The 18,356-nt window shown below is 72.3% G+C and carries 1 protein-coding gene; it reads right to left on the bottom strand.

Going from position 1 to position 18,356, the window contains the following annotated elements; all coding sequences use genetic code 11:
* Positions 1-102 precede the first annotated feature (102 nt).
* The gene (locus ACFYOB_RS10130) at positions 103-18,306 is read right to left on the bottom strand and encodes a non-ribosomal peptide synthase/polyketide synthase (protein ID WP_388557244.1); all 18,204 of its coding nucleotides are present in this window, start codon (positions 18,304-18,306) and stop codon (positions 103-105) included.
* Positions 18,307-18,356: the final 50 nt, after the last annotated feature.

Raw genomic sequence — 18,356 nt, 5'->3', positions numbered from 1 at the left:
AAATGCCCGCGGAAACGCGCGCGGGAGGGGAATGGGCAATGCCCTTCCCCTCCCGCGCGGCCGGCCGGGATCAGCCGGAACCGGCTCCGGCATCAGCAGGGGTCATCCGGCGCCGACGATCTCCTCCAGCCCGGCGACGAAGTGCTCCGCGAGCGCGGTCACCGTCTCGGGGCGGTAGGTGTCCGTCGCGTACATCACCTGGACCTCCAGCCGGCCCTCGGAGACGATCGCCACGACGTCCAGCAGGTGGTGGCGTTCCTCCGTGGCCGGTGCCGTCGGCGCCTCGTACGGGACGGGTGCCCCGTAGAAGCCGTCTCCGGCGTCGGCGGTGTCGTACTGGCCGAGGTAGTTGAAGCTGACCTCGGGCGCGGGCCCCTCGGCGAGGGTGCCGCGGAGGTGGCGCAGCAGCCCGTACCCGATGCCGCGCTGCGGTACGGCCCGCAGCAGGCGCTTGACCTGGTTGATCTGCGGGCGCCAGTCCGGCCCGGCCGGGGCGGGCAGGCGGACCGGGAACTGCGTGGTGAACCAGCCGACCGTGCGCGAGAGGTCCACCCCGTCGAGGATCTCCTCGCGGCCGTGGCCCTCCAGGGTGACCAGCACGCTGTCGGCTCCGGACCACCCGGTGAGCGTCCGGCCGAGGGCCGACAGCAGCACGTCGTTGATCTGCGTGCGGTAGCGGCCGGGAACCTCCTGCAGGAGCCGCCTGGTGGTCTCGGCGTCGAGCGTGGCGCGGGCGACGGCACGGTGCCGGTCCAGGTTCCCGCCGTCCAGGTCGACCGGCAGTCGGCCGGTCCCGCCCTCGGCGAGCGCGTTCCAGTACGGGACCTCGCCGTCCACCGTGCCCTCATCGGTGTGCGCGACGAGGGCCCGCGTCCAGTCCCGGAACGAAGTGGTCTTCGCCCCGAGGTCGACGGGACGTCCCGCGCGCGCCTGCTCGTACGCGGTGGCCAGGTCCGACAGGAGGATGCGCCAGGACACGCCGTCGACGACCAGGTGGTGGACGGTGACGAAGAGCCGGGGGCGCCGGTCCCCGCCGTATTCGAAGAGGACGGCCTTCACCAGCGGTCCGTCGACCGGACTCAGGCTGCCCTGCGCGTCGGCCACGGCCCGTGCGGTCTCCGCCTCCGGATCGGCCGCGTGCGACAGGTCGTGCCAGGTCAGCACGGAGCCGTGGGCGGAGGCCGGGTTGTACTGGCGCCAGCCGACCGCACCCACGCCCGTGCCCCCGTCCTTCCGGGTGTACCGCATCCGCAGGGCGTCGTGGTGGTGGAGCAGTCCGGCGAGGGCCGCCTCCAGGGCGCGGCGGTCCACGTCGGTGAAGCCGAGCTCGACGAACGTCGCCATGGTCAGGTGCTCGGGCGCGGTGAAGCTGTCGAAGAACCAGCGCTGGATGGGGCTCAGCGGCACCTCGCCGCTGACCGGCGCCTGCGCCGCGGCCCCGGCGGGCTCGTCCGACTGTCCGGTCTCGGTGACCAGCTCGGCGAGGCCGGCCACGGTCGGCGCCTTGAACAGCTGCTTCGGGGAGATGGCCAGTCCCGCTTCGCGGGCCCGCGACACCACCTGGATGGTGAGGATGGAGTCACCGCCGAGCTCGAAGAAGTTGTCGTGGACGCCGACCCGCGGCAGGCCCAGTACGGCCGCCCACACGTCGGCTAGGATCCGCTCCCGCCCCGTGCGCGGGGCGGTGTACTCGGTGCTCGCCGCAGCCTCCGGGTCGGGTGCGGGCAGCGCCTTGCGGTCCACCTTGCCGTTGGCGTTGAGCGGCAGCGCGTCCATGACGACGAAGGCCGTCGGCATCATGTAGTCCGGCAGCGACTCGGCCGCGAAGGCCCGCAGGCCCGCCTGGTCCAGGCCGGTGCCGGCCGCGTAGGCGACGAGCCGCTTGGTGCCGGGCCGGATCTCGCGGACGGCCACCACCGCCTGGGCGACGTCCGGGTGGGAGGCCAGAGCGATCTCGACCTCGCCGAGCTCGATCCGGAAGCCGCGGATCTTGACCTGGTTGTCGGCCCGGCCCACGAAGTCCAGCTGCCCGTCCGGCAGCCAGCGGACCACGTCACCGGTGCGGTACATCCGGCCTGCGGAGTACGGGCTGGCCACGTAGCGGCCGGCGGTGAGCGCGGGATGCCCGGCGTAGCCGCGGGTCACGCACTCGCCCGCGAGGTACAGCTCGCCCGCGACGCCGACGGGGACCGGCCGCAGCCAGGCGTCCAGTACGTACGCCCGGGTCTGGCCGAGCGGGGTGCCGATGGGCACCGACGGCTTCTGGGTCTCCCAGTCGACCAGGTGGACCGTGGCGAAGATGGTGGTCTCGGTGGGTCCGTAGGCGGCCACCAGCTGGACGCCGGGGGCCCGGTCGACGACCGTCTGGAAGTGCCGCGGCGAGAGCACGTCGCCGCCGGTCATCACCATGCGCAGGTCGCGCAGCATCGCCACGTCGGCGTCGACGACCTCGTGGAAGAGGCCGGTGGTCACCCACAGGACGCTCACGCCGTGCGTCCGTACCAGCGCGCCGAGTTCCTCGACGGACAGCACCCGTGCCGTGGAGACGGCGAGGGCGGCGCCGTTGGCGAAGGCGCTCCAGATCTCCAGCGCGCTCGCGTCGAAGGACAGGGTCGCGGTCTGGCTGACCACGTCGTCGGCGGTGAAGGCCAGCCGCGGGTCGCGGGCCACGCGCAGGACACCCGCGTGCGGGACCACGATGCCCTTGGGCCGGCCGGTGGAGCCGGAGGTGTAGAACACGTACGCGGCGTTCTGCGGGGTCAGGGCCGTCACCGGCGGTCCCGCGGGGGCCGTGCCGGCCGCACGCTCCAGCTCCTCCAGGAGGAGTACGGGTACCTCGGCGTCCGCGACGGCCTCACGGGTGCCGGCGGTGGCCAGCAGCAGCCGCAGCCCCGAGTCGCCCATCATGAACGCGAGCCGGTCCGCCGGGTATTCGGGGTCGAGCGGTACGAAGACCCCGCCCGCCTTGAACACGGCGAGCAGCGTCACGATCGGGGCGGTGCCGCGCGGCAGGCAGACCCCGACCCGGACCTCGGGGCCGACCCCGTGCGCCCGCAGGGCGTGGGCGAGGCCGTCGGCCCGCGCGTCGAGTTCCCCGTACGTGAGCCGCTCGCCCTCGCACACCACCGCGACGGCGTCCGGTGTGCGGGCCACCTGGTCGGCGAAGACCTCGCTCAGCACCGCACCCGCGGGGCCTTCGGCACCGTCGGACCAGCTGCCGATGATCTCGGCGTGCTCGGCGCCGGTCAGCCGGGGCGTGGTGCGCAGGGGGCGGTCGGGGCCGTCCGCCATGGCGGTGATGAGTTCGAGCAGGTGCGCGGAGAGGCGGCGCACGGTGCTCTCGTCGAACAGGTCGGTGTTGTAGACGATGTTGCTGAGCAGGGCTCCGTCGACCTCGCCGAAGTCGAGGGTGAGGTCGAACTGGGAGGTGCCGGCCTTCAGCGCGTAGTCCTGCCAGCTCAGTTCTCCCGCGCCCGGCCGGGCGGGGGCGCCGGACAGCTTCTCGTAGCTGATCGCCACCTGGACGAGGGGGCTGCGGCTGGGGTCGCGTTCGGTGACGACGGCGTCGACCACCCGGTCGAAGGGCACCTCGGCATGCGCGAAGGCGTCCAGGACCGTGCCGCGTACGGAGGCCAGCAGCTCGGCGGTGGTGGCGCGTTCGTCGATCCGGCTGCGCAGCGCGAGGGTGTTGATGAAGAAGCCGACGGCGTCTTCGAGCCGGCCGTGGTCGCGGCCGGAGGTCACGGTGCCCACGACCACGTCCTGCTGCCCGCTGTAGCGGGACAGCAGGACCTGGCCTGCGGCTGTCAGGCCCATGAACAGGGTGGCGCCCTGGGTCTGGCAGACCTCCGTGAAGCGGTGGAGCAGTGCGGACGGGATCACCGTCTGGAAGCTCGCGCCGCGGGTGGTGCGCTCGGCGGGGCGCGGCCGGTCGGTGGGCAGCTCCAGCACCGGGGCGTCGGCGAGTTGTGCCCGCCAGTAGCCCAGTCCCTCTTCCAGCCGCTGCGGGGTCAGCCGCGCGCGCTGCCAGAGGGTGTAGTCGGCATATTGCACCGGCGGTTCGGCCGGGGTACGGCCCGCGTAGAGCTCGCCGAGCTCACGCTGGATCACTCCGAGGGACCAGCCGTCCATGACGATGTGGTGCATCGACAGGACGAGTACGTGCTCGTCGTCGGTGACCCGGATCAGGGTGGGCCGCAGGAGCGGCCCGGTGCGCAGGTCGAAGGGCTCCGCGAGCAGGCGGTGCACGAGCGCGTCGAGGCCGTCGTCGCCCTCGGCGGGGCGGTCGAGCACCGGCAGCTGGACGCGGGTCGGCGGGTGGATCACCTGGACGCCCTGGCCGTCGACCGTGTCGAAGGTGGTGCGCAGGGATTCGTGCCGCGCGACCAGCGTCTGGAGCGCCGCGCGCAGCGCTTCGGCGTCGAGGCGGCCGCCGAGCCGGACGGCCCGGCCCGAGTTGTACTCGTCGCTGGCGGTGTCGTGTTCGGCGGCGAACCACATGCGCGCCTGTGCGGAGGAAAGCGGCAGTGCGCCGTCGCGGGGGGCCCGCGGGATGACGTCCTGCCGCGCGCCCGCGGCGGGCAGGCGGGGGGCGAGCGAGGCGGCCGACGGGTGGTCGAACAGCTCCCTGACGGAGACGTCCGCCCCGGCCCGGCGCAGCCGCGACACCACCTGGATGCTCATGATGGAGTCGCCGCCGAGCTGGAAGAAGTCGTCCAGGGCGCCGACCCGGTCCAGTCCGAGCACCGCGCCGAACACCTCGGCGACCAGCTGCTCACCGGGCGTGCGCGGGGCGACGTACCCCTCGCCGAGGGCCGACAGGTCCGGTGCGGGCAGAGCCCGGCGGTCCAGCTTCCCGTTGGCGTTCAGCGGCAGCGCGTCCAGCACGGTCAGGGTCGCGGGGACCATGTACTCGGGCAGTACGGCGGCCAGCGCGGCCCGCAGCGCGGCCGGGTCCGGTGCGCCGGCGCCGGAGCGGGTGGCGGGGACGGCGTAGGCGGCCAGCCGCTTGACGCCGGGCGTGTCCTCGCGGGCCATGACCGCGGCCTGGGCGACTTCGGGCAGGTCCGTCAACGCCGCCTCGATCTCGGAGAGTTCGATGCGGAAGCCGCGGATCTTGACCTGGTCGTCGCTGCGGCCGGCGTACTCCAGCACGCCGTCGGACCGCCAGCGCACCACGTCGCCGGTGCGGTAGAGCCGCGCGCCGGGGCCGGCCGGGTCGGCGACGAACCGTTCGGCGGTCAGCGCGGAGCGGCCCAGGTAGCCGCGGGCCACGCCCTGACCGCCGATGTACAGCTCGCCCCAGACGCCGGCCGGTACCGGGCGCAGCCAGGGGTCGAGGACCCGCAGGACCTTGCCCGCGACCGGGCGGCCGATGGGCACCGAGCCGGTGTCGGGGGCCCGTTCGGCGTCCGAGAACCACCCGGTCGCGTACACCGTGGCTTCGGTGGGTCCGTAGATGTTCCCGATGACCGCGTCCGGCGCGACCTCGCGGATCCGCTCGTACAGCGCGGCGGGGAACGCCTCGCCGGCGAGCACCACGTGCCCCGCGGAGATGCCGGCGCCGTCCTCGGCCAGTACGGCGCCGAGCGCTGACGGGACGGCGGAGATCAGGCTGCCCGACCAGCCCCGCGGCCGCTCCGCGAGCTCCAGGACGTCGCGCATCACGTGGACGGTGCCGCCCGCGGCGAGGGTACCGAAGAGCTCGAAGACCGAGACGTCGAAGTTGAGCGAGGTGGAGAAGCAGGTCGTGGCGAAGACCTCCTCGCCGAGGGACACCGCCCACTGGACGAGGGAGGACATGGCCTCGTGGGAGACCACGACGCCCTTCGGCCGGCCGGTGGAGCCGGAGGTGTAGATCACGTAGGCCGAGGCGGCGAGCGGCGGCCGGGGCAGCACGGCGGGAGCCGCGGCGGGCTCCAGCGGGCCGTCCACCGCGAGGAGTTCGGCCTCCCCGGCGAACGGGAGCCCGCCTGCGAGGGCGCGCTCGGTCAGCACCAGCCCGATGCCGGAGTCGGCGGCCATGTAGCGCAGCCGGTCGGCGGGGTAGTGCGGGTCCAGCGGTACGTACGCGCTGCCGGCCCGGAGCACGGCCAGGACGGCCACGACCAGGTCCGCGGAGCGGGACATCGAGACGCCGATCGGGGTCTCGGGGCCCGCGCCGCGCGCGATCAGGACGGCCGCCAGCCGGTCCGCCCGCTCGGCCAGGGCCGCGTACGTGAGCACCTGCCCGCCGTGTACGACGGCGGGGGCGTCGGGCCGGGCGGCGACCCGAGCCTCGAAGAGGTCCTGGAAAGTGAGGTCCGGGCTCGTGGGCAGGGCCCCGGACCAGGCCGCGAGCCGGGTCCGCTCGACCGGCGTCAGCCGGGGCAGAGCGGACAGCGGTCGGTCGGGGGACTCGGTCAGGGCGGCCAGGGTGGCAGCCAGGTGGGCACCCAGGACCTGGACGGTCACCTCGTCGAACAGTTCGGGCCGGTAGGTGATCCGGAGGGCGACCTCGGCGGCGGTGCCGCCCATGGCGACCAGGTGCCGGCCGGTGTACGCGCTCAGGGTGAGCGGGTAGTTGGTGGCCAGGCCGCCCTGGGTGTCGGTGACGGTGAGCCCGTGCCGGGCGGCGAGGCTGTCGTCGACGGGGTAGTTCTCGAAGACGAGGAGCGTGTCGAACAGGCTGGTCCCGGTGGGCACTTCGGTGACGGTGTTGATCTGGCTGAGGGACAGGTACTCGTGGGCGCGGGACTCCCACTGATCGGCCTGGAGCCGCTGGAGCCACTCGACGACGGGCGTGGCCGGGTCGAGGACGGTACGGACGGGAACGGTGTTGATGAAGAGCCCGATGACGGAATCGGCGTCGGCGAGGTCGGCCGGGCGGCCCGAGGTGGTGGCGCCGAAGACGATGTCCCGCTGGCCGGAGTAGGCGGACAGGAGCAGCGCCCAGGCGCCCTGGATCACCGCGTTCACGGTCAGCCGGTGGCGGCGCGCGAAGTCGCCCACGCGCGCGCCCACTTCGGGGTCGATGACGATGTCGTGGCCGCGCGCCTCCCACTTCTGTGCCGTGACCGACCGGTCGACGGGCAGGGGTACGGGGGTGTCGAAGCCGGCGAGCACGGAGCGCCAGTGGTCGAGGCCCGCCGCGGTGTCGCGGGAGCCGAGCCATTCCAGGTAGTCCCGGTAGGGGCGCCGTACCTCGGGGTCCCCGCCCGTATACCGGGTGAAGACGTCCTCCAGCAGGCGCGGGGTGCTCCAGCCGTCCAGGAGCAGGTGGTGGAAGGTCCACACGACCTGGATCCGGGAGCCGCCGAGGTCGGCGAGGGAGACCCGCAGGAGGGGGGCGGCATCGAGGCTGATGCCGCCCCGGTCGGCGGTCCGGCGCTCGTCGAGGGCCGCGGCGCGCTGCGTCGCGTCCAGGGCGGACCAGTCGGCGGTGTGGACGGGGACGTCGACGCGGTGGTGCACGAGCGCGACGGGTTCGTCGACCGCCTCCCAGACGACGGACACGCGCAGGGCGTCGGAGGCGTTGACGGTCTCGCGCCAGGCGGCGGCGAGCCGGTCGATGTCGGCGGCGCCTTCGAGGACGAAGGACATCTGCTCGACGTAGGCGGCGTCGTCGTCCGCTGCCTCCAGGGAGTGGAAGAGCATGCCCTGCTGCATCGGCGAGAGCGGGTGGACATCGGCGATGCCCTGTCCGTCGCCGATCACCCGGTCGACGCCTGCCTGGTCCCAGGCGACGAGGGGGAAGTCGGACGGCGTGCGGCCGCCGACGCCCTCGCTCATGCAGTACGCGACCGCCTCGGCCAGGGCGTCCCGGTAGCGCTCGGCCAGCGCCCGGATGGCCTCGGGGGTGTGCAGAGCCGTCGAGAACTGCAGCTGGATCTCCAGCGCGCCGTCCACGACCCGGCTGACGACGTCGAGGACGTGCGGCCGCTCTTCGAGGAGGCTGCGGTCGCCGTCGGCGGGCTGCAGGCCGGCGAAGACGTCCGGGTGACCGCCCGCATCGAAACGGCCGAGGTAGTTGAAGCTCACCTGGGCCGGGTCGGTCAGGTCGGCGCCGTGCAGGTGGCGCAGTGCGCCGAAGCCGATGCCCCGGTCGGGGATCGCCCGGAGCATCTCCTTCGTGCCGCGGATCTGCTCACTCCAGTCGCCGCTCGCACCAAGAGCCACCGGATAGATCGAGGTGAACCAGCCGACCGTACGGGAAACATCCGCCCCGATCACCGACTCCTCACGGCCATGGCCCTCCACGTCCACCAGGACCCGCTCACGCCCGGACCACTCACCGAGCACCCGGCCGAGAACCGCCAACAGCACATCGTTGACCTGCGTACGGAAGACGGCCGGGACCTTCTGGAGCAGCGCCTCGGTCTCCGCCGCCGGCAGAGCCACCGACACGATCTCCGCCGACCCGACGGTGTTCACCCCACCGGCAACCTCCACCAACGGCTCGGCGCCGTCGACGACCGAAGCCCAGTAGTCCAGCTGACCCGAGAAGTCATGCGCGGCGAGCTTCGCGGTCCACGCCGGGAACGACAACGACGCCGCGTCCAGCTCGACCTCCCGGCCGGCCACCAGCTCCCGGTAGGCCAGCGCGATGTCCTCCAACAGGATCCGCCACGAGACACCGTCCACCACCATGTGATGCACAGCGATCAACAGCCGGTCCCCGTTCAAGACAGCCCGCACCAGCGGCCCGCCCTCAAGCCGGAACGACTCCTGGACCACCCCGTCCACATCCCGCTCGACAACCACCACACCCGGCTCACCAGCCGACTGCCGCCAACCCTCCGCAGTGTTCGCGAACCGGACCCACAGCCCCTCGTGATGCGACAGGACCGCCGACACCGCCGCCGACAACACATCCGCATCAACACCCTCGGCAAGCCGGATGTTCATCGACATGCCGAAGTGGTCGGGCGCCACCGGGTGCGTCTCCAGGAACCACTCCTGCACCGGAGACAGCACCACCGGACCGGACACAGCCTCCGACTCCTGGCCGGACCCAGCCGTGCCCGCCACAGCAGCCACACCCGCCACGGTCTGCCGCACCAGCACATCCTGCGGCGAAACCACCAGCCCCGCCCGCCGCAGCCGCGACACCACCTGAATACTCAGGATCGAATCGCCACCCAGCTCGAAGAAGTTGTCCCGCACGCCCACCCGCTCGACGCCCAGCACCTGCGCCCACACATCAGCCACCACCCGCTCCACCTCGGAACGCGGAGCCGTGTACTCCCGGAGCAGGACGCTCAGGTCGGGCTCGGGCAGGGCCCGCCGGTCCACCTTGCCGTTCGCCGTGACCGGCAGGCTGTCGAGGACCACGCAGATCGCCGGGACCATGTACTCGGGGAGGGACTGCCCGACGAACTCCCGCAGTCCGGCCGAGGTCACGTTCGCGGCCACCACGTACCCGACCAGCCGCTTCACGCCGGGCTGGTCCTCGCGGACGACGACCACCGCCTGCTCGACCTCGGGGTGGTTCGCGAGTGCGGCCTCGACCTCGCCGAGCTCGATCCGGAAGCCGCGCACCTTGACCTGGTCATCGGCTCGGCCGGCGAACTCGATCACACCGCCCGGCAGCCACCGCACCACGTCACCGGTCCGGTACATCCGCTCCCCGGTGCCACTGAACGGCGAGGCCACGAACCGGCCGGCCGTGAGCCCGGACCGCCCCGCGTAGCCGCGGGCCAGCTGGACGCCGGTGACGTACAGCTCCCCGGCGACGCCCTGCGGGACCGGGCGCAGCCACGGGTCCAGGACGTACAGGCCGGTGTTCCACACGGGCCGGCCGATGGGCACGGTCGCGGTGTCCGGCTCGGCCGGGTGCGAGGTCACGTCGACGGCCGCCTCCGCGGGCCCGTACAGGTTGTACAGCGTCGCCTGCGGCAGTACCTCGCGGATCTGGTCGCGCAGTGCGCCTTGCAGCATCTCGCCGCCGCTGAAGACGGTACGCAGTCCCGTGCAGGCCCGGGTGGCGGGTTCGGCGACGAGGGCGCGCAGCATGGACGGGACGAAGTGGACGGTGGTCACGTCGAAGTCGCGGATCATGCGCGCCAGGTACTGAGGGTCACGGTGACCGTCCGGGCGGGGCAGTACCAGGCCGGCGCCCGCGATCAGCGGGCCGAAGAACTCCCACACGGCCACGTCGAAGCTCGACGAGGTCTTCTGCAGGACGCGGTCCGCGCCGGTCAGGGGGTATACCGACTGCATCCACAGCAGGCGGTTGGAGATGGCCGCGTGGGAGACGAGCACACCCTTGGGGCGGCCGGTCGAGCCGGAGGTGTAGATCATGTACGCCGCGTGCTGGACCAGCGTGTCGATGCCCGGGGAGGTCGCGGGCTGCCGGGCGATATCCGCCGTGCCCGGCGCCACCACCTCGATGTCCCCGGACGTGGCCGCGGACGCATCCACCCGGTCCGAGATCAGCAGCCGGGCCCCGGAGTCGCCGAGCATGTAGGCGATCCGGTCCGCCGGATAATCCGGGTCGACGGCGACGTACGCGCCGCCGGCCTTCACGACGGCGAGCAGGCTCACGACGAGGTCGATCCCGCGGGGCAGGCTGACCGCCACGACGGTGTCCGGGCGTACGCCGTGCCGCTGCAGCAGGTGCGCGAACCGGTTGGCCCGCTCGTCGAGTTCCCGGTAGGTGAGGGCGGTGTCCTCGGTGACGACGGCGAGGGCCTCCGGGGTACGGGCGGCCTGTTCGGCGAAGAGCTCGGGCAGCAGGCGCGGCGGGCAGTGCCTGCGTGTGTCGTTCCAGTCGCCCGTGATGGTGGCCGACTCCGCTTCCGTGAGCAGCGGGATCCGCCCGGTCACCTCCTCGTCGAGCAGGGCGCGCAGCAGCCCGCCGAGCCTGCCCGCAATGTCCTGGGCCGTGGTGTCCTCGAACAGGGCGGGGTCGTACGACATGCGCAGCGTCACGCCTGGGTCGGCTCCGCCGACCAGACGGCCGCCGGTGTAGGCGGTCAGGGAGAGCGGGTAGCTGCTGCCGCCTTCGCCATAGCTGTCGCGTACGCGCAGACCGCTCCCGGCGCCCATGTCCTCGTCGACGGGGTAGTTCTCGAAGACGAGGAGGCTGTCGAACAGGCTGGTCCCGGCGGCTACTTCGGTGACGGTGTTGATCTGGCTGAGGGACAGGTACTCGTGGGCGCGTGACTCCCACTGCTCGGCCTGGAGCCGCTGGAGCCATTCGACGACGGGCATGGCCGGGTCGAGGACCGTACGGACCGGGACCGTGTTGATGAACAGGCCGAGCATGCCTTCTGCGTCGGCGAGGTCGGCCGGGCGGCCCGAGGTGGTGGCGCCGAAGACGATGTCCCGCTGGCCGGAGTAGGCGGACAGGAGCAGCGCCCAGGCGCCCTGGATCACCGCGTTGACGGTGAGCCGGTGGCGGCGCGCGAACGTACCGACGTCGGTGGCGAGGGTGCCGGGCAGGTCCACCTCGAGGTGGCGGCCGGCCCAGGTGCGGTGGTCGGGAGCGGGCAGGCGGTCGGCGGGCAGGGGTACGGGGGTGTCGAAGCCGGCGAGCACGGAACGCCAGTGATCGAGGCCCGCCGCGGTGTCGCGGGAGCCGAGCCATTCCAGGTAGTCCCGGTAGGGGCGACGTACCTCGGGGTCCCCGCCGGCGTACCGGGTGAAGACGTCCTGGAGCAGCAGCGGGGTGCTCCAGCCGTCGAGCAGGACGTGGTGGAAGGTCATCACGACCTGTGCGCTTCCGTTGCCGAGGTCGGCGAGGGATATCCGCAGGAGGGGGGCCGCATCGAGGCTGATGCCGGCCCGGTCGGCGGTCCGGCGCTCGTCGAGGGCCGCGGCGCGCTGCGTCGCGTCCAGGGCGGTCCAGTCGGCGGTGTGGACGGGGACGTCGACGCGGTGGTGCACGAGCGCGACGGGTTCGTCGACCGCTTCCCAGGCGACGGACACGCGCAGGGCGTCGGAGGCGTTGACGGTCTCGCGCCAGGCGGCGGCGAGCCGGTCGATGTCGTGCACGCCGTCCAGTACGAAGGACATCTGCTCGACGTACGCGGTGCCTTCGGCGTCCTCCAGGGAGTGGAAGAGCATGCCCTGCTGCATCGGCGAGAGCGGGTGCACGTCGGCGATGCCCTGTCCGTCGCCGATCACCCGGTCGACGCCTGCCTGGTCCCAGGCGACGAGGGGGAAGTCGGACGGCGTGCGGCCGCCGACGCCCTCGCTCAGGCAGTACGCGACCGCCTCGGCCAGGGCGTCCCGGTAGCGCTCGGCCAGCGCCCGCATGTGGACGCGGCCGTGAACGGCGGTGGAGTAGTACAGGTCCACGTGGAGGGACCCGTCCTGGACACGGGAGACCACATCGAGGAGGTACGGGCGTTCCTCGCCCGCGGCGTGGTCGTTCTCGGCCGGGAGCATGCCGGCGAAGACGTCGGGGTGTCCGTCGGCGTCGTAGCGGCCGAGGTAGTTGAAGCTGATCTGGGCCGGGTCGGTCAGGTCGGCGCCGTGCAGGTGGCGCAGTGCGCCGAAGCCGATGCCCCGGTCGGGGATGGCCCGGAGCATCTCCTTCGTGCCGCGGATCTGCTCACTCCAGTCGCCGCTCGCACCAAGAGCCACGGGATAGATCGAGGTGAACCAGCCGACCGTACGGGAAACATCCGCCCCGATCACCGCCTCCTCACGGCCATGGCCCTCCACGTCCACCAGGACCCGCTCACGCCCGGACCACTCACCGAGCACCCGGCCGAGAACCGCCAACAGCACATCGTTGACCTGCGTACGGAAGACGGCCGGGACCTTGTGGAGCAGCGCCTCGGTCTCCGCCGCCGGCAGAGCCACCGACACGATCTCCGCCGACCCGACGGTGTTCACCCCACCGGCAACCTCCACCAACGGCTCGGCGCCGTCGACGACCGAAGCCCAGTAGTCCAGCTGACCCGAGAAGTCATGCGCGGCGAGCTTGGCGGTCCACGCCGGGAACGACAACGACGCCGCGTCCAGCTCGACCTCCCGGCCGGCCACCAGCTCCCGGTAGGCCAGCGCGATGTCCTCCAACAGGATCCGCCACGAGACACCGTCCACCACCATGTGATGCACAGCGATCAACAGCCGGTCCCCGTTCAGGACAGCCCGCACCAGCGGCCCGCCCTCAAGCCGGAACGACTCCTGGACCACCCCGTCCACATCCCGCTCGACAACCACCACACCCGGCTCACCAGCCGACTGCCGCCAACCCTCCGCAGTGTTCGCGAACCGGACCCACAGCCCCTCGTGATGCGAAAGGACCGCCGACACCGCCGCCGACAACACATCCGCGTCAACACCCTCGGCGACCTTCACATGCATCGACATACCGAAGTGGTCGGGCGCCACCGGATGCGTCTCCAGGAACCACTCCTGCACCGGAGACAGCACCACCGGACCGGACACAGCCTCCGACTCCTGGCCGGACCCAGCCGTGCCCGCCACAGCAGCCACACCCGCCACGGTCTGCCGCACCAGCACATCCTGCGGCGAAACCACCAGCCCCGCCCGCCGCAGCCGCGACACCACCTGAATACTCAGGATCGAATCGCCACCCAGCTCGAAGAAGTTGTCCCGCACGCCCACCCGCTCGACGCCCAGCACCTGCGCCCACACATCAGCCACCACCCGCTCCACCTCGGAACGCGGAGCGACATAACCCTTCGAAACGGCCGCACCCAGATCAGGCTCCGGCAACGCCCGCCGGTCCACCTTCCCGTTCGCCGTCAACGGGAACGTACCCACCACCACAAACGCCGTCGGAACCATGTAATCCGGCAGGGACTTGGCAACGAACTCACGCAGCCCCGAGTGATCGACCCGGTCGCCCACCACGTAGCCGACCAGCCGCTTCACTCCCGGCCGGGCCTCGCGCACCGCGACCACGGCCTGCTGCACGTCCGGGTGCGCGGCCAGCGCCGACTCGATCTCACCGATCTCGATCCGGAAGCCACGCACCTTGACCTGATGGTCGGTGCGGCCCACGAACTCCAGCTGCCCGTCGGCCAGCCACCGCACCACGTCACCGGTCCGGTACATCCGCTCGCCGGAGCCGCTGAACGGCGATGCGACGAATCGTTCCGCCGTCAGCCCGAAGCGTCGTACGTAGCCGCGTGCCACCCCGGGCCCGGCGATGTAGAGCTCACCCGCGACCCCGGCCGGCACCGGCCGCAGCCGCGCGTCCAGTACGTACAGTCGGGCGCCCGCGACCGGCCGGCCGATGGGGACGCCATCGGCGCCGTACTCATCCACCGGGTCTCCCGCGGTGACCGTGACCGTGGTCTCGGTCGGGCCGTAGACATTGCGCAGCATCCGGCCCGGCGCCCAGCGGGAGATGAACTCCGCCGACATGGCCTCGCCGCCGACCAGCAGGCCGCGCAGCTCGGGCAGGTCCATGTCCGGCACGCTCTGCAGAGCCGCGGGCGGGATTTCCAGATGGGTGATCCGCTGATCGCGCAGCACCTGACCGAGCGCCTCGCCCGCCAGCGGGCCGGGCTCGGGCAGGACCAGGGTGGCGCCCGCGTTCCAGGCGGCCAGCACATCGGCCATCGCGACGTCGAAGTTGGGCGAGACGGCCTGGAGCAGCCGGGATCCGGTGGTCAGGCCCAGCGCCCGCTGGTGCGCTGCGGCCATGCCGGCCACGTTGCGGTGCGGGACCAGTACGCCCTTGGGGCGGCCGGTGGAGCCGGAGGTGTAGATCATGTAGGCGCCGGCGTCGAGCGAAGCCGCGGGGGGCAGCTCCGCGACTTCCACCGGGCTGGTGACAAGCGCACCGTCCCCGTCAAGGTCCCCGTCAAGGTCCGCATCCACGCGCAGGACCGGTACCGCGACGTCCGGTACGAGGTCCAGCGTCTCCGTGTCGCTGAGGACCAGCGCCATCCCCGCGTCGGCGGTCATGAAGGCGAGCCGGTCGGCCGGGTACTGCGGGTCCAGCGGCACGTAGACGCCGCCCGCCTTGGCGACGGCGAGCAGTGCGGTCAGCCAGCGCACTCCGCGCGGCAGGCAGACGCCGACCGCCACGTCGGTGTGCACCCCGTGGGCGCGCAGGGCGTGGGCGAGCCGGTCGGCGCGGGCGCCCAGCTCGGCGTAGGTGAGGGCGAGTTCGCCGTCGACGACCGCGGTCCCCTGCGGGTCGCGGGCCGCCTGCGCCTCGAACAGACCCGCCATCGTGAGCGCGGGTGCCTGCTCGTCGGCGGCGTTCCACTCGTCCAGGATGCGCGTGCGCTCGTCGGCGGTCAGCGTCGGCACGGCCGCCGCGAGGGGCAACTGCGCGGCGGCCGGCTCGCCGAGCTCGGTGAGTGCCGCGACCACGTGGGCGGCGATGCGGTCGACGGTGGTCCCGTCGAAGAGGTCGGTGTTGTAGTTGATCAGGCCGCCGAACTCGCCGCCGTTCTCCTCGAAGGCGACCAGCAGGTCGAACTGGGCGGACTCGATGTCCAGGGGGTGTTCGCTCCACCTCAGACCACCGGAGTCGCCGAGTCCGCCGGGCATGCTCTGGAGCAGCACCATGGCCTGGACGAGGGGGGAGCGGGAGGGGTCCCGCTCCGTGACGACGGCGTCGACCACCCGGTCGAAGGGGACGGCCGCGTGCGCGAACGCGTCGAGGACGGTCTCCCGTACGGAGGCCAGCAGAGCGGCGCCGGTGGCGTCCTCGTCCACGCGGGTGCGCAGGGCGAGGGTGTTGACGAAGAACCCGACCTGGTCCTCGAGTTCCCAGTGCCCGCGCCCGGAATCGGCCGTGCCGACGACGACGTCCTGCTGGCCGCTGTAGCGGGACAGCACCAGCTGGACGGCCGCGACCAGGCCCATGAACAAGGTGACGCCCTGCTCCTCGCACATGCGGTTGAAGCGGGCCAGCCGGTCGGCCGGTATCTCGAAGCGGCGCGTGGCACCGGCCGACGTGCGGACGGCGGGGCGGGGGCGGTCGGTGGGCAGGTCGAGGACGGGCGCACCGGCGAGCTGCTCGCGCCAGTAGGCCAGGCCCTCGTCGAGGGCCTGGCGGGTGAGCGTCCTGCGCTGCCAGACGGCGTAGTCGGCGTACTGGAGCGGCAGTTCGGCGAGAGGGCGGCCGGCGTAGAGCTCGCCGAGCTCGCGCAGCAGGACGCCCATGGACCAGCCGTCGGTGACGATGTGGTGCATCGACAGCACCAGGAGGTGGTCGTCGGCTGCGACCCGGAGGAGCAGCGGACGCAGCAGTGGTCCGGTGCTCAGGTCGAAGGGGACGCTGTGGTGGGCGCGGACGACACGGTCGATGTCCTCGGGCGCGCAGTCGGCGGCGCTCAGCCGGACGGGAACCGCGGGTCGGACGATCTGCACGCCTTGGCCGTCGACGGTGGCGAAGGTGGTACGGAGGGACTCGTGGCGGGCGACGAGCTCGCCGAGGGCGGCTTCGAGGGCGGGGACGTCGAGGTCACCGCGCAGCCGGACGGCGCCGCCGGTGTTGTACTCGGTGCCTTCGGGGTCGATCTCGGCGGCGAGCCAGACCCGGGCTTGCGCGAAGGACAGGGGGAAGGAGACCGGCAGTTCCGTGCCGCGCACGGCGGGGGTCAGCTGCGGGACGGCCACTCCGGTGATCCCGGCGGCGAGGGAGGCCGCGGTGGGACGGTCGAACAGGTCCCGGAGGGGCGCCTCCAGGCCCGCGCGGCGCAGTCGTGAGGCGGCCTGGACGGCGCGGATGGAGTCACCACCGAGCCGGAAGAAATGATCGTGAACACCGACCCGCTCCAGCCCCAGCACCTCCGCGAAGACCCCGGCGACCGTCTCCTCGCGCGCATCGCGCGGAGCAACGTACGCCTCGGCGAGATGAGACAGATCCGGCTCCGGCAGGGCCTTGCGGTCCACCTTCCCGTTCGCCGTCAACGGCAGCGCGTCCAGCACCACACACACCGCCGGAACCATGTACTCCGGCAACGAGGACGCCAAGAACTCCCGCAACACCTCGGCACCGACACCCCCACCGAGCGCATACGCGACCAGCTGCTTCACACCCCGCGCATCCGCCCGCACCACCGCAACAGCCCGCGACACCGCAGGATGCGCCGCGAGCGCCTCCTCGACCTCACCCAGCTCCACCCGGAAACCACGCACCTTGACCTGGTCATCCGCGCGGCCCACGAACTCCAGCACACCCCCGGACACCCACCGCACCACATCACCCGTGCGATACATCCGCTCACCCGAACCACCCGGCGCCGCCACGAACCGGCCCGCCGTCAGCCCCGCCCGGCCCCCGTACCCGTGCGCCAGACCGATACCCGACACATACAACTCACCCTCGACACCCACACCCACCGGCCGCAGCCCGCCGTCCAGCACCCGCAACCCGGTATCCGGAGCCGGACCACCCAACAGCACCGGACCATCGATGACATGCGAAGACGCCGTGATCGACACCTCGGTGGGCCCGTACGCGTTCACCAACCGCACACCCGGAACCTCATCCAGCACCTTCCGGCAGTGCCGCGGAGACAACGCATCCCCACCCGACATCACCAGCCGCAGCCCGGCCAGCACACTCACGTCGGCGTCTACGACCTCGTGGAACAACCCCGCCGTCAGCCACAGCACACTCACCCCGTGCGCCCGCACGAACGCACCCAGCTCATCCACCGACAGCATCCGCTCAACGGAAACAGCCAACGCCGCACCATTCAGCAACGCATTCCACATCTCCAACGCACCCGCATCAAAAGACAGAGTGCTCAGCTGCGAAACCACATCATCCGGACCCAAACCGAAATTCGGATCACGCACCACCCGCACAAAACCCTCATGCGGCAGCACCACACCCTTCGGACGCCCCGTCGAACCCGACGTGTAGAACACGTACGCCGCGCTCTGCGGAAACACCCCCACCACCGGCGCCGTCCCCGGCCGGGTGTCCAGGTCCAGGTCCTCCCAGAGCACCACCCGGCCGCCCGCCGCGGCGGACGCGACCGGGGCCGTTCCGGCCGCGGCGAGCACCACCGACGCGTCCGAGTCGTCCACCATGAACTGGAGTCGCTCCACCGGGTATTCGGGGTCCAGCGGCACGGCGGCCGCGCCGGCCTTCAGGACGGCGAGCAGCGCAACCACCGGCTCCACACCGCGCGGCAGGCAGACACCCACCCGTGATCCGGGCGTCACGCCCAGGGCGACCAGCGCGTGCGCGAGCCGGTTCGCCCGGGCGTCGAGCTCCGCGTAGGACACCCGCTCGCCGGCACACACCACGGCGAGCGCGTCAGGCGTACGCGCCACCCACTCGCCGAACACCTCGGGAAGCACCGCATTCCCGAAGCCGCCACCCTGCGAAGCCCACGACCCCAGCACCCGAACCACTCCCCCACGCATCGAAACAACAACCATCCAGACGAACGAAAGACAACCCGCGCACGCGAAAA

It is taken from the genome of Streptomyces sp. NPDC006463, from assembly GCF_042870715.1.
In the GTDB taxonomy this organism is placed as follows: Bacteria; Actinomycetota; Actinomycetes; order Streptomycetales; family Streptomycetaceae; genus Streptomyces.
This window is presented reverse-complemented; position numbering and strand designations above follow the sequence as displayed.